The organism is Rhodococcus sp. YL-1 (genome assembly GCF_001942025.1).
Taxonomy (GTDB): Bacteria; Actinomycetota; Actinomycetes; order Mycobacteriales; family Mycobacteriaceae; genus Rhodococcus_F; species Rhodococcus_F qingshengii.
This window is the reverse complement of the sequence record NZ_CP017304.1, coordinates 163,470-176,825: the sequence shown is the minus strand read 5'-3', so window position 1 is coordinate 176,825 and position 13,356 is coordinate 163,470. Positions and strand designations below refer to the sequence as shown.

15 protein-coding genes and 1 pseudogene are annotated in these 13,356 nt (G+C 61.2%); 8 read left to right on the top strand and 8 right to left on the bottom strand.

Translation table 11 applies throughout. The features are described 5' to 3' along the window. Positions 1-252: 252 nt before the first annotated feature. Positions 253-1,158: an IclR family transcriptional regulator gene (locus tag BH682_RS34895; protein WP_047270445.1), complete on the bottom strand. Its 906-nt coding sequence runs from the start codon at positions 1,156-1,158 to the stop codon at positions 253-255. A 223-nt stretch (positions 1,159-1,381) separates the two neighbouring features. Here BH682_RS34895 and BH682_RS34890 point away from each other — a divergent pair, with 223 nt between their 5' ends. From BH682_RS34890 to BH682_RS34875, 5 genes are all read left to right on the top strand, one after another. Then, entirely contained in the window at positions 1,382-1,786 is a 405-nt protein-coding gene (locus tag BH682_RS34890) for a hypothetical protein (RefSeq protein ID WP_143542554.1), read from the top strand. 615 nt (positions 1,787-2,401) lie between these two features. After that, the gene (locus tag BH682_RS36575) at positions 2,402-2,557 is read left to right on the top strand and encodes a DUF6131 family protein (RefSeq protein WP_087503835.1); all 156 of its coding nucleotides are present in this window, start codon (positions 2,402-2,404) and stop codon (positions 2,555-2,557) included. Between the two features lie 234 nt (positions 2,558-2,791). Continuing rightward, positions 2,792-3,724, top strand: a complete 933-nt coding sequence (locus tag BH682_RS34885) for a DoxX family protein (RefSeq protein ID WP_003944048.1) — start codon at positions 2,792-2,794, stop codon at positions 3,722-3,724. Positions 3,725-4,065: 341 nt separating this feature from the next. Beyond that, positions 4,066-4,413, top strand: coding sequence for a hypothetical protein (locus tag BH682_RS36570; protein ID WP_190287619.1), 348 nt, complete (start codon positions 4,066-4,068; stop codon positions 4,411-4,413). Continuing rightward, positions 4,404-4,697 carry a BldC family transcriptional regulator gene (locus tag BH682_RS34875; RefSeq protein ID WP_080961020.1) on the top strand — a complete coding sequence of 98 codons (294 nt, stop codon included), beginning with the start codon at positions 4,404-4,406 and terminating at the stop codon, positions 4,695-4,697. The genes BH682_RS36570 and BH682_RS34875 overlap by 10 nt, the downstream gene beginning before the upstream one ends. Before the next feature lie 59 nt (positions 4,698-4,756). Here BH682_RS34875 and BH682_RS36200 read toward each other — a convergent pair whose 3' ends face one another. The 3 genes and pseudogenes from BH682_RS36200 to BH682_RS36565 all read right to left on the bottom strand — a co-directional run bounded on the left by BH682_RS36200 (position 4,757) and on the right by BH682_RS36565 (position 6,019). Further along, the gene (locus BH682_RS36200) at positions 4,757-4,909 is read right to left on the bottom strand and encodes a hypothetical protein (protein ID WP_155419132.1); all 153 of its coding nucleotides are present in this window, start codon (positions 4,907-4,909) and stop codon (positions 4,757-4,759) included. Between the two features lie 38 nt (positions 4,910-4,947). Next, positions 4,948-5,212 (bottom strand): annotated as a pseudogene (locus BH682_RS34870) (carbonic anhydrase); the annotation flags it as partial. Between the two features lie 666 nt (positions 5,213-5,878). Further along, positions 5,879-6,019: a hypothetical protein gene (locus BH682_RS36565; RefSeq protein WP_198174651.1), complete on the bottom strand. Its 141-nt coding sequence runs from the start codon at positions 6,017-6,019 to the stop codon at positions 5,879-5,881. Between the two features lie 74 nt (positions 6,020-6,093). Here BH682_RS36565 and istA point away from each other — a divergent pair, with 74 nt between their 5' ends. Both istA and istB read left to right on the top strand, forming a co-directional pair. Then, positions 6,094-7,635, top strand: coding sequence for an IS21-like element IS1415 family transposase (gene istA, locus BH682_RS34860; RefSeq protein WP_030538069.1), 1,542 nt, complete (start codon positions 6,094-6,096; stop codon positions 7,633-7,635). Beyond that, on the top strand, positions 7,635-8,426 hold the full coding sequence (istB, locus tag BH682_RS34855; RefSeq protein WP_003944771.1) for an IS21-like element IS1415 family helper ATPase IstB: 792 nt from the start codon (positions 7,635-7,637) through the stop codon (positions 8,424-8,426). Before istA ends, istB begins: the two co-directional genes overlap by 1 nt. 347 nt (positions 8,427-8,773) lie before the next feature. On the opposite strand, the gene BH682_RS34850 is transcribed toward istB, so the two are convergent. Then, positions 8,774-9,541, bottom strand: a complete 768-nt coding sequence (locus tag BH682_RS34850; RefSeq protein ID WP_047268962.1) for a hypothetical protein — start codon at positions 9,539-9,541, stop codon at positions 8,774-8,776. A gap of 901 nt (positions 9,542-10,442) precedes the next feature. On the opposite strand from BH682_RS34850, the gene BH682_RS34845 reads away from it, so the two are divergent. After that, on the top strand, positions 10,443-10,688 hold the full coding sequence (locus BH682_RS34845; RefSeq protein WP_075836633.1) for a hypothetical protein: 246 nt from the start codon (positions 10,443-10,445) through the stop codon (positions 10,686-10,688). Positions 10,689-11,132: 444 nt separating this feature from the next. Here BH682_RS34845 and BH682_RS34840 read toward each other — a convergent pair whose 3' ends face one another. The 3 genes from BH682_RS34840 to BH682_RS34830 all read right to left on the bottom strand — a co-directional run bounded on the left by BH682_RS34840 (position 11,133) and on the right by BH682_RS34830 (position 13,350). Further along, positions 11,133-11,492, bottom strand: a complete 360-nt coding sequence (locus tag BH682_RS34840) for a low affinity iron permease family protein (RefSeq protein ID WP_047270675.1) — start codon at positions 11,490-11,492, stop codon at positions 11,133-11,135. A gap of 107 nt (positions 11,493-11,599) precedes the next feature. Then, the gene (locus BH682_RS34835; protein WP_024488114.1) at positions 11,600-11,845 is read right to left on the bottom strand and encodes a hypothetical protein; all 246 of its coding nucleotides are present in this window, start codon (positions 11,843-11,845) and stop codon (positions 11,600-11,602) included. Then, positions 11,842-13,350 (bottom strand): YhjD/YihY/BrkB family envelope integrity protein, encoded by a 1,509-nt coding sequence (locus tag BH682_RS34830; RefSeq protein ID WP_075836631.1) that lies wholly within the window; start codon positions 13,348-13,350, stop codon positions 11,842-11,844. Before BH682_RS34830 ends, BH682_RS34835 begins: the two co-directional genes overlap by 4 nt. Between the last annotated feature and the right edge of the window lie 6 nt (positions 13,351-13,356).

The following is a 13,356-nucleotide window of genomic DNA, read 5'->3' as shown; positions in this document are numbered from 1 at the left end:
CGGCTGTGGGGGTTGTAAATCCAGACGATAACCGCACCGCGACATGACAATCCACTGTCACTGAGAACGTAATTTACTGCAGCGCAACGTGTTAACCCCGTAAAAAGAATGTTAAGATCATCGACGGTAAACTGCGGCAAATGTCAACAAGCGAGAGCATCCATCGTGGTCGAGGAGTTAGGGATGCGTCAGCGAGTTCCCGGAGAATGTAGTCCAGATACTGGCACCGCGGACTCGATCGGTCGAGATACGTCAGGTCCAGTCTTCCGGTGATGCCGCCAGGAGGCGATTCATCGTCTCTGCAGAGAACGTGTCCGCAGGAACGGAAGGTGCCTTCCGTGGTCTACGGGAATGGTCCGATTCGGGGTACAACGATCGAGAAATCTCACGGACCGCGTGGACGACCAAGGGGGCGAGGCGTTCGAGCTGAGCAGAGCTGTTGTTGCCGCACAGCGCGATGCTGCCGACGGGGTTATCGTATCCGCGAACCGCAGCCGCGACGCAGGCCACGCCACGAGCTGCCTCTTCTCGCTCGAAGGCCACACCGCGGCGCCGGCGGATGCGACTCAGTTCCTGGTGCAAAACATTGATGTCTGTGATGGTGTTTTCCGTACCGTGAGAAAGGACTGCGCCGAAGAGAGCGTCGACACGTTCGGGGGCGATCCACGCCAGGATCGCTTTTCCGCCGGCGGTGCAGTGAGCGGGGGCGTGACCCCCGACACGCGACGGGATTGCAGCGGCGAACCGCCCGCCGACTTTGTCGAGGTAGACAACGTCGGGGCCGTCGAGGACGGTCAGATGCACGACCATACCGGTCTGATGGTGCAATTCGTGCAGAAACGGTGCGGCCGCTTCACGAAGCAAGCCGTTCCCCTCTCCGCCCCCTCCCCCGAGAGCACGGCGACCGAGGCAGTATCCGAACGAAGCGTGCTCGACCCACCCGAAGGTGACGAGTTGATCGAGGATGCGGTGGACAGTGGAGCGCGGTAATCGAGTACGGCATGCAACCTGTTCGAGCGTGATCCGGGCCGCCTGGCCGCCGAAGGCGTCGAGAATCAACGTCAGTCGCTCGATCATCGAGGGCGGCAGGGCCTTGCCCGACTGTATCTCTGCCGTCGAGGCGCTCGGCGTTGTGCCATTCTGGTCAGCGATGTCCACGGAGACTCCTTCCGAAATTAACTAGAATTCATTCTAGCTACTGCGGTCGACACATTCAGAACTAGCATGTTCTTCACACACTCGGTGACCCGCTTGCAGAACGCGACGGTAAACGCAGCGGACACATACATCGCGACACAGACTTACCGGTCCCATTGGTGCGACGGGATGCGTTGCCTGCCAGTAGGGATGCGCGTTCGAGGAATTAGCCTATGGTCGATTGGTGAGCACTGTGCCCGTCGTCGGAACCGAACTCGGACGCGACCACCTTCAATGCGGAGGTCCGCTGTCTATTACCGTGCTCGAGTTCTACTCCAGTTCACCGCCTGAACTGACTGGCCGCCGGGAAAGTTTCGTTGATTGCCGCAGCGGATGCAAGGGCGTTATCGAACAGCCGGTCGGTATCGACATCAGCCGTAGACCGACACCAGGATCTCGCCACTTCGCGGCGAGTGATCACCAACGTCTACCCGAGTCGCAACCGCTGAGAATGGCAACGAGTTGCGGGCGTGAGGCTTTCGCTCCGCCGCGCTCCGCCGGCGTGATCGAGATGAACATTCTCGGCCCCACACCCACCCGCGCCAGCCTCGAACGAGGGCCGACCTGCACGCTCTCAGTCAAGTATTAGGAACGCGGCGATATACCTACGGACGCACGGCCGAATGACGCTCATCTGCCGCAACAGGCATCTCTGGACGACACAGCCAACATCAGGAGTGCTGTCCGCCGCCTTGATCGGTTTCTGCTAGGCCCCTCTATGCCTGCTCGACAAATACGGCGGGGTGTACATGTTTGTAGAACAAGGCACCAGGGCATCGAGGATATTGACCCGCCGGTTGAGTCCCCCACTCCGTCCCGGCGGGTCCTCGGTCCGAGTGTCGGAGTTGTCGCCGGTTCCGACACGCACGGTCCACCGACCCGATGTTCACACCTGAGGTCGGTGGACCACCATAACTTCGCGCCCGTTGCCGACACGGCGGGCGCGTGCCCGCCCACCGAGACTTTGCTCGCGCTCCGTGTCGGTGGGCCCTTAGCTAGGGCGTTTCTCAATGTTCGCCAAACACCGCCGACCTGGCCGGCCAGGTCGGCGCTTAGGCGCCACCTCCCTACATCTGGCTTCAATGTTGCCTATAATCTGTGTCGAGTGGTATAGATTCTGGGGTCTATTGCCTCGCTCGCACCTACGGATCTGGTGGCCGGCCGGTGCGCAGAGCGAGAACCTCGCGAGAGAATAGGAATCACTGTGATTGTCCTCGGCATCATTCTGGCCTTGATCGGTTACTTCACCGCAATCGATATTTTGACGACATTCGGCATCATCTTGGTGGTGGTCGGCGCAATCCTGACACTTCTGGGCACCATGGGTCGTTCTGTGGGCGGTCGAAAAGTTTGGTATTAATGCCCTACATACCCCGGCCTAACTCCCGCCTGGGACATCTGGCTGGCTCAACCGATGATCATGCACCACTACCAGGACCACCTCCTCCTGCAAGAGGGGTACTGAAACACATCCCACCTCCACTTTTTTGAGGGCGCCTGTCGACAGAGTTCAGTACAGCTGAGCAACCTGCCGGGAGGCCCCGCGGAGAGTGGTTATCTCCGAATGTCGCACTCACTCTGGAAGGCTTGAAACATGCTGGTACGTCGAATTGCTCGTCCCCTGCTTTCCACGATCTTCATCGCCGGGGGAATCGATGCTTTGCGCAACCCCGCTCAGCGAGCAGCCAAAGCGTCACCGCTGATCGACAAATCCGTCGAGACGCTGCCAGGAGCAGTGACGCAGAAGGTGCCTGCTGATCCGGAAACACTCGTCAAGATCAACGCCGCCGTCCAGATCGGCGGCGGTGCCCTGCTGGCCACCGGCAAGGCGCCGCGGCTCGCGTCGTTGGTCCTCGCGGGGAGCCTGGTACCGACCACGCTTGCCGGTCACGACTTCTGGAACGAAACCGATCCGTCACTGCGAGCGATGCAGCGGACCAACTTCATCAAGAATGTCAGCCTGCTCGGCGGACTGATGATCGCGTCCGTCGACACCGAGGGCAAGCCGTCGCTCGGCTGGCGTGGCCGCCGCGCCGCGAAGAAGGCTCAGGCGTCTATCGCCGCGGCACTTCCGTTGGTCGCATCGCAGACCGATCACACGAGCGATCGCGTCGAACACGCTCTGTCGGTGGCGTCCGAACGCGGTTCCGAACTTGCCGAAACCGCGAAGGCGCACGGCACGGATTGGCTCGAACTTGCCAAGGAGCGCAGCTCCGAGTTCGCGGAGATCGCGAGCAAGCGTGCCGCTGAATTCGGAGAGGTCGCCAAAGAACGCGGCCCGGACATCCTCGAAGTCGCGCAGAAGCGCGGCTCCGAACTGGCCGAGACCGCACGTGAGCGCAGCGCCGAACTGGCAGAGCTGGCGAGCAAGCGCAGCTCCGAGTTCGCCGAACTCGCGCTCGAAAAGAGCAACGAGTGGGCAGAAACGGCGTCGGAGCAGACCGAGGTGCTGGGTAAGCGTGCCCGAAAGCGCGCCGAGAAGGCGCTCGAAAAGGCTCGCGCCAAGAAGGACGAATTGACGCACTGAGTGCACCGAAAACACGGTCACCACCTGCAGTGACGTTACTACGAGTTTGTTGGCTAGCGTTTCCTGGCTAAATTTCGTAGCCGCCGAAAACGCGATGGACATGCACTCCACAAGATGAGTGCTCCGAGCGGATGACACAGCGGGGCACCCACTGGCTGCGCTCGCGGGGCTTTGCTTGAGAGCGCGACTCGGGGGTGCGCCAACGAACACGAAGGTATAGGCAGGTCATACAGGGACCCGCCTCGCGAAATTGACGGATGATTACGGAGAGTGATGGATCAGAGATTGTTGGACTACTACGACGGCGACACAGAACGAATCAACGCCAGGAGCACGACCTGATGAACGCCCACGACCCAACAGATACAGAGTCAGATCCGTACCCGCACAACGACATAGATCGCCACCTGCAGTCTCACGCCAGATTCGCACGTGCAGCGCCAAGTCCAGAAGTCATCGCCGCCGCGCAATTCTTGCTGCAGCAACCCGATGCCTATCTATACCGCCGCCGCTACCTCGAACTCATCGCCCAGACCACAGACTCAGACGGCACCCCGATCACCGACTACACCGCTGCCGAAAAATATCTGCTCACCGCCTACAGAAAAATAGTTCGATCCGATACCGGGCATCCGAGTCAGAAAGAATCACGCACCGTCGACTCCTCGAAAGGACAATCATGGGACTGAACGGGTCGACTCCAGCCTCCGCTCAGCACGAAAGCAGCGGCGGCAATGGACCGCCACCTCCTCCCGCTGCCTTTGATATCGGCTCCGAAGACTTACTCACCCCAAAACAAGTGTCCGAACTTTTTCGTGTAACTCCGAAAACAGTCGCTCGCTGGGCTGACGAAGGAAAAATCGGGTTTACCTCGACCATCGGCGGTCACCGCCGCTACCACCGCACCGAAATCCGTATGCTCTTGCACTCGCTTCACACTCCAGGGCCAAAAACGGATCCGTCGGCACCCTGAAATTCGAGCTTTTCAGCACCGCCGCGGACGACGCTCGAGCGCAGACGCGCCGATGACACTCACTTACCCCGGCTACTCATCCACACCCGCACCGTTGCTCCGAGGTCGCCGGTCACACCGCCGAGGTTGAGGCCGTCTGCCGCGATGCTTCCGAGGTCGACGGAAGGCAGTTCAGCGGAGATCGGGCCAAGGTTCGAAATGCTGCAACTCAACCCGGACGATACCGACGCACGTTACTTTCGTTCGCGGATCAGATGCTCCCGATGTCGCCGACTGTGCCCTGAACTCGCATGTGACCGTCGGACAACGTGTACGTGACGCCGCCGATCGTGCACGCACTCTTGTCCACCTTGTCGGCGATGATCCGCGTCCTCTGCATGATCAGCGAGCCGGTCTCCACGACGTGACGGCCTTCGAGTTCGTCGACGGTGGACAAGCCTTCGTTGCTGCCCATCAGAATCACGCTCGACCACACAGCGAACGAAGCCGTCCGGAACAGTTCCGTTGTCGAGGGCATGGACGCGTGGTTGACAAACCGCTCGTTGCCTTCGCGAAGAGACGCCCAAACGGAAAGGGGCTTGATCGCGGCATCCATCCATCGTGCATACAAACTATCGTGCATACAAAGTCTGGCGACTCACTATCGACACCTGAATTGAGGACCTGGAGCCGTGCGGTGGGGCGCTGGTCGACGATACTAAAGCAGTACGAGGGGCTGAGCCAGGAAGACCATTACTGCGGTGCAGGCCGCATTCTCCTAACACGTTGGCGACGGATCGGGCCACCGCTGAGGGTCGGCACCCGAATCGGGGCTACGCGCCGCCGCATCCTCAAGAAGATGCACGGCCATTTGTTGACCCGAGATTCAGCCCCACAGGACCACAGGAAGGTGTTCGCAGCGAGACTTGTTCGCCCACAATCACACGTCTCAGCCTAGACAGTGGTGGGTACCGGAAAGCTAAAATCTCTTCTCACCGTGGATATTACGTATTCCTTATTGCCGGCGCCTATGGACCGTGATCAGGAATGACCGCTTCTGCTCCCCTGATATCTATCTACTCAATAACTGAACTGCTCCCTGCACGTAGGGCCGTGGAGTTCGGCCCCAACGCGCAGGGAGCACCTCGTGCCGAACTCATACTCCGGCAGGTTTTCGGTTCGGTGTCAGCCCGAAAGTTCGCTCAGCTGAGCGAGTTCAGGGCGGTGATGAAAGAGACGGCAGTGATGCCGAGCTTCAGCAGTTCGCTGATCTTGCCGAGATTCTGTCGACGGCCATCGTAAGCTCCCCACTGGCGGCCATTTATGGCGCATTTTGTGGCCATGGTTTCTCCCCGCGTACGGCCAGATAGTTCCCCACCTGCTGTGAGTCAGATTCGGTCCCGGCAACGCTGGGTGGATGAAATCGAGCAGGGAGATCATGGAAATTTTGGAGGCGTACGACCTCACGGGTAGTTATCGGGCGGCGGCGGAGCTGGCTGGGTGTGATCACCACACGGTGGCCCGGTATGTGCAGATGCGCGCTGCGGGGCAGCCGCCGGACCGCCGGCGGCATCGAGCGCGGGCGATCGACGACTTTCTGCCGAAGATCGAGGAGTTGGTGGTCCGCTCGCAGGGCAAGGTCCGCGCGGATGTCATCCACGAACGGATCGTCGCGCTGGGGTTCACCGGCGGTGAGCGGACCACGCGCCGGACGGTCGCGGAGGCGAAGGCCCAGTTTCGGGCTGGTCGGCGGCGAGTGTATCGGCCGTGGGTAACCGAACCTGGGCTGTGGTTACAGTACGACTTCGGTGACGGGCCAACGATTTCCGGCCGGAAGACGACGTTGTTCTGCGCATGGTTGGCGTGGTCGCGATTTCGGGTGGTGATCCCGATCTGGGACAAGACATTGCCGACGGTGGCGGCGTGTTTGGATGCGACATTCCGCCGCTTGGGCGGGGTTCCGGTCTATGTCCTCACCGACAACGAGAAGACCGCGACGATCGATCACGTGGCCGGGATCGCGGTCCGCAATCCGGAGATCGTGGAGGTGGCACGGCATTACGGCACGACGCTGCGGACGTGTTTACCTGCTGATCCGGAGTCGAAGGGAGGAAGTGAGGCGACGGTGCGGATCGCCAAAGCCGACCTGTTGCCGAAGGAGGTGAACCTGCGCGAGCAGTATCACTCTTTCGGTGAGCTCGAGTCGGCTTGCCGGCAGTTCTGCACCGACGTCAACACCCGCGTCCACAGCTCTACTCGGCGGCGGCCGGTCGAGCGGCTGGCCGAAGAGTTGCAGCGGCTGCATCCGCTGCCGAAATCTCCGTTCACCGCGGTGTTCGGCACTACCCGGCGGGTGAACTGGGAGTCGACGATCTCGGTGGAAGGGGTGCGGTATTCGGTGCCGCACACGTTGATCGACACTCGGGTCTGGGCCCGCTTCCATGGTGAGGAGCTGATCGTGACCGCCGTCGACAATGATGGCGGTGCAGTCGAAGTCGCGCGGCACCGCCGCGGCCAACCCGGTTCACCGGTCCTCGACAACGACCACTACCCACCCCGCCCAGACCGCGACGCCGCCGACCGGGTGCCCAAGCCTCGTACCGCCGCCGAGCTCGCCTTCCTACAGTTGGGCCAGGGTGCCAACAGCTGGCTGGTCGAGGCTGCCGCCGCGGGAGCGCGCCGCATCAGGGCGAAGATGGCCGAGGCCGTGGACCTTTCGAAGCTGCACTCCCCGGACGCAGTCGACAGAGCGTTGGGGACGGCGGCGATGACCGGCCGGTTCGCCGATCGGGACCTGATCTCGATCCTCGACTACCAAGTCACCCACGAACACGCTGATCCGGTCCGTCGCAGCGAGAACCACACTCTGCAACCGGGCACCGCCGCCTGGTCCACCTTCGGCCAGACACCAGCGCCGGCCAGCCCAGCCACTACTGACGATGAAAGCGATGACGCCTGATGAGCACCCCTTTGCGCACTGTTACCAGCGCTAACGGCGACCCGTTGGCCGAGGCGATCGACCTGACTAAACGCCTGAAACTGCCCCATATCCGCAGGTCCTTGAGCGATATCATCCCGACCGCGAAAGCCCAACGCTGGGACCCCGCCGAAGTCGTGCGGGTTCTCCTCGCTGAGGAAGCCGCCGGCCGGGACCGGGCGAACCTGCACACTCGCCGCAAACGCGCGGGTTTCCCTACCGGCAAGACCTTCGGCGACTGGGACGAAACGAAATCGTCGATTCCCCGCGCCACCCAGGACGCGCTCCGCACCCTGGAGTGGGTCGGGCGGCGTGAATGTTTCTGCGTCTGTGGGCCTTCGGGAACTGGCAAGTCTCACTTCACCGAGGCACTCGGGCAGGCCGCAGTCGAAGCTGGGCTGGCGGTGTCTTGGTTCACCATCGAAGACCTCGGTGCCCTGGTCCGCCGGCACCGTGCCGACGACTCCATCGCCCGAGCCCTGACGAGGATCATCCGCTCCGACCTGATCATCGTCGACGACATCGGTCTGCTCCCGGTCTCTGAAGACGCCGCCGAAGGATTCTATCGCCTCGTCGACGCTGCCTACGAACGCCGAGCGATTGCCGTCTCGAGCAACCTGCACCCCTCCGGCTTCGACGAGATCATGCCCAAAACATTGGCCACCGCCACCGTTGACCGGCTCCTGCACCATGCGCACGTCGTCGTCACCGACGGCGACTCCTTCCGCCTCACCGAAGCCACCACCGGCAAGGGGGTGAAGCCCTTCAGCTAACCCAAATCAGAAAGCGGGTGGGGAAAAACAACTGGCCGCCACCGGGGAGAACCCGTGGCCACCAGCGGGGAGAACTACTGGCCGCCTACGGGGAGAACTTCGTGGCCATTGACAAGATTCAGTTCCTCGAGCGAGTCGGTGCTCAGCGATGCGGCGTCGAAAGATCCCATGAAAACTCCTCAGAAAGTATCGATTGAATGGTAGTGACAATCAGCGGAGTGAGAAGGGGCGGACCCCCGGATACACCGAGTTCCGCTCCCCCTTCCTTGACTTGGGGCTTCCAGTTCGTTTTTGCGGTGGCCGTGCGTGACAGCTACCGCACCGGATGTCATGCCCCGGCCGTTCCCTTAGCTGCCAAAGATGTTGCCCAGGTTACCCAGTGAGCCCGTGTCGGTTTCAGGCTCGGCGTCCTTCTTGGCGAAGTTGGTGGTGCAGCCGTTGAACGTCACCGCGTCGACGAGGGTGGAGGTTGCGGCCGAGCCGCGACCGATACTGACGCCGTAGTGATCGATGACGGCGTTCGGCTGCGCTTCCACGATGTCGAGAAGATCGACGCGGGCGAAGTCCTTCGCGCCATCGATGTTCTGGGTGCTCCACCACTTGCCGGCTTGAAGGTGCGCATGGACGGCGCCGTCCGTGGTGTCCGGCGCGGTGGCGTCAGGCACCCACACGAGGGTGGTGAATCCGGTGGTGTCGGTGAACTTGCCGCCGGTGGTGCCGCTCAGACGCAGCTGGAACGATGCTTTGGCGGTGGCAGCGCGTTCGGCGAAGCTGATTTCGGTGTCGACGATGTCGGCGAGCTTCACACCGCCTGCCGAGTGGTACGACACGGATCGGTCTTCGACGCCCTCGACCTCGAGTTTGAGGGAGCCGTCCTCGTCGAGAACATTCTCGGCCGAGTAGGAAGCGGTTTGATCCTTCTCGTCGTCGAACGGGATTCCCCAACCGTTAGTGCTGGTTTCGGTGGAGGTCGCATCGCACGTGACGCCGGGCGCCGTCGTCTCGTCCGAGCCGAGCGAACCAGTGGGCAGGGCGCCGGCGAAGGCGGGGGCGATCAGGGCTGCGGAGCTGACGAGTGCGGCGACGATTCCGGCGCGGCGGGCAGTGGCGGACATACGAGTTGAACCTCTCGATAAGGATTAGGCATTAAAGGTCATCAAAAAATAGCACAGACTGTCCGGTTTGTGAATATTGAACTATCGCGTGAACGTCCGTCACACTTAGGCGAAAGCGTTGTTCGGTAACGTGTTTCAGCGTTCAAGCTATGGTTCCAATTCTCACATTTCGGGATCCAGTATCCATTGACAACCCTAGCCAGTGCTGCGTTAACCGAAGCTGGTCCGCACCACGACGGCCCCTCTCGTCGCTTGCAGAATCATTGTCCAAGAAACGACCTGAACGCAAAGGGGCTTTCCAGCAGGGAGTGAGGCTTGCCGGAGCCATGGCGCGCCGAGGACCGTGGCGAAAAGCAACGCACCGAACAGGGCATTCGACGCTCTCCGCGAGACGGACAAGTCCTGGCGCCATCGTGTCGGCGTTGGGTCGAGAACACGGCGACGCCGTCGACCCTACGACCAGGAAGGGGTCGAAGCGTTCCGAACACACCGCCTGCAGACAATCGCTTTCCGTTTGCGTCGTCGGAGAATGCTCTACCGACTGGCGCCGTGAACAGACCGCGAGCCGCAGGCTCCACATTTACGCGGCAAGCTGGGTCAGGGACGACCCGAAAAGGTTTCCGAGGAGCCCGCCGGTCCTCCATCGCCCCCGATGTAGCGGTAGTCATGAACGTGTCTGCAGCATCGAGTTCACCCATTCGTAGTTTTCGTTCTCCGTCGTCGTTCATCCTGCAGATAATTGATCCTGCGATGCGCTGGTAAAGTCCGGATTGAGCAAAGATCGCACTGTCTTCATCAGGTCGGGACCGAATGGAGCCTCACGTCCCATGCCTGTAATAAAACTTGCCTCCGATACGTCGTGGAGATTGCGCTACTGCTGCCATGTCGAGGCGAGGCAGCAGTGTTGAGCAAATTTCGGCGTGACGCCGCCGTCCTCGCCACGTTCCTTGCACAGTTCGAGAACACCGATACGGACCCCGGGGACCGGCATCCTGCCGATACGGCTCTCACACCCGAGGAACGTCAACAGCGTCGACGCGACTACGCAGACAGCCTCGCCTGGGCGGACGCGACGCGGATCAGCGATCAAGACATCGCAGCGCTTACCCAGATGCGGCAACGCTGCGGTTTCCCACCGCAATCGTGAACGTCGGTGTCCTCCGCGCACGGCCGAGACTCGTCGCCGAGAAATAACGAAAGGAACCCGATCGATGAGCGAAGGCTACTTCCGAACCCAATGCCGCGGATGCGACCTCCTCGTCTACGAAGGACCCTGGATTCCCCCTCGACACGCACGCCAGAGCACCACGGGCGGCGAATTCGTAGCTGACGCAGTCGCGCGGGGCGCCACAGCTCCGGTAGGGGATCGCCCAACTGAGATCGGATGTTGGTCGTTGACAGCACTTGAAAAGCGTTAGGGCCATTGGCTTCTTGGACACACGGCCAGCCCTTCTCGATGTTGGACCTCGGGCAGCAAACTCAGCGGTATCGCCGAACCACATACCCGATACCCGATACCAGCGTGTCAGGCCAGTAGACCGAGAGTCGAGATCGCAGGACTCGTTCTGCAAGTGCTAGGTGCCTCTGCCGTTCAGGAAACGCTCTCGTGCTCTTCCAATCCGACAGCAAGTCGCAGTTCGCGCAGATCTTGGTCGAGTTCGGAGTGCTGCTGAGCGAATTGTTTCATCAGATCGGCCGGGCTGTCGGCGATGGCGTTCAACTTGTGCTGCACGGCGTCGTCGGATCGATTCTCTGTGTTCTGCAACAACGCCACTAAGAGGAACGTCACGATGGTGGTGACAGTGTTGATAATCAGTTGCCAGGTGTCGATGGTGCCGAGGAGGAAGAACGACGGCGCCCATAGCACCACTATCACCATGCACACTACGACGAACCATCCCTGCGAGGTCCGTGCACCGACGTAGGTCGCGAACCTATCGAAGACGGAGATAGCTCGCCGAAGCTTCGGACGGGAGAATTGTAAGGAGCTTCATCGTTGGAATCTTGTTCGAATCCGGACATCGTGCCGATCGTTGCCGCAAACGTCGACAGTGCTCGCTAGTTGTGCTTGGTGAGGCGGGAACGCTGCTTGCTGCGGCGGAGGACAAGTACGAACACCACTAAGAGACCGAGCGCCGCCGCGACGGCTGCAGGCCGCTGCCTTACCCGTTCCACGTCACGCGACACCTCACCCTTGACGCGGGCCGGTACGTTCGCCTTTTCGGCGAGTGCGCCTACGGTTGCGGCTAGAGCCTCACGTTGGGCTCGAACATTCTCGTCGGGTCCGTCTGCGGTAGTGCTCATTTCACGCCCTTCTTGGCAGTAGCGATGTCAGCTTTGACGCTTTCGACGGTCTCTTCCGGAAGTGGTGGCGCCGCGGACTTCGCTCGTTTGGCTCCCACGAGTGCGGTTATTGCTCCGATGGCGATCACGATTGCCGCGATGATCAGAGCTGCAAGCCAAGGTTCGAGGGTTGTGGCCAATCCGAGTACTGCTGCCGCCAGAAGTACCGCGAAGCCGTACAGCAGCAGCAGTGCGCCGGCGCCGGAGATACCGACCCCTACACCGAACCGGGTGCTCTTCGTCTTGACTTCGGCTACTGCGTGCGACATTTCGGCCCGTACGAGGTCGGACACCTGCTCGGTGAGGCGCTCGACGAGTTGTACGGTCGACAGTGCGTGCGGGTCTACGCCCTCTGTGTCGACAGTTTTCGGCGGCGCGGTGCTCGGAACGGTTGCCCGGCTATCGGATCGCTCGGTCATGGTCGACGTCCCTTCGTTGTCTTCGCCGCCGTGCGTTTCGCGAAGTTCGCGACCGGCGGCGATATCGTGTGCGTGCAGACGAGCGTTCTTTTCCGAAACGCTGGTGTCCCGAGGAGGCAGCCGCAGGAATTCTTCGGCTTCGATTCCGGCCTGTAACTGCCGGCCGCGTTCGAGTTCCGCGTCAACTTCTGCTCCGAACAACAACGCAAGATTGGTGATCCACAACCAGAGGAGGAAGATGACCGCCCCGGCCAACGAACCGTACGTCTTGTTGTAACTACCGAAATGACTTACATAGAAAGCGAATCCGACTGAAGCCACGATCCACACTGCAATAGCGAGTGCTGCTCCGACGCTGATCCAACGAAATTTCGGCTGTTGCACATTGGGAGTCACGTAATACAGCACCGCCACCGCCAACGCGACACAGATCAGAATGACGGGCCACTTCGCAATATTCCACGTCGTCACCGCGCCGTCTCCGATGCCGAGCTGATCACCTAGCGCCTTGGCGACAGGTCCGCTGACGACCAGCATCAAGATCACCGCGGCAACCAACAGAAGTCCTGCGAGGGTGACGACCAGTTGCAGAGGACGAAGTTTCCAGACCGGCCTGCCTTCCTCCACCTCGTACATACGATTCATCGCTCGCCCGAATGCGCCGACATAGCCGGAGGCCGACCACAACGCACCCGCGAGACCGATGATCAATGCGAAACCGGCGGTAGGGGCCGCCACCAGTTGTTCGACGGTGCCACGCATCGTGTCCACGGCCGAGTCCGGTCCGACAGCGGCTACCAGTTCCATCACCGTGTCCACACTGGCACGCCCCTGGCCGACAACTCCCAGCAGGGACACCAGCGCCAGAAGCGCCGGGAACAGTGACAGCACAGTGTAGTACGTCAAAGCCGCCGCCAGATCGGTGCACTGATCGCGAGTGAACTCTCGGGCAGAACGTCGTGCTACGAACTTCCACGACTGCGCCGTCAGGTCGGTCGGATCGGAAGGCTTACGCGCGTCGTCCGCATCAACCGTGTGTGTCACCATGCCCGA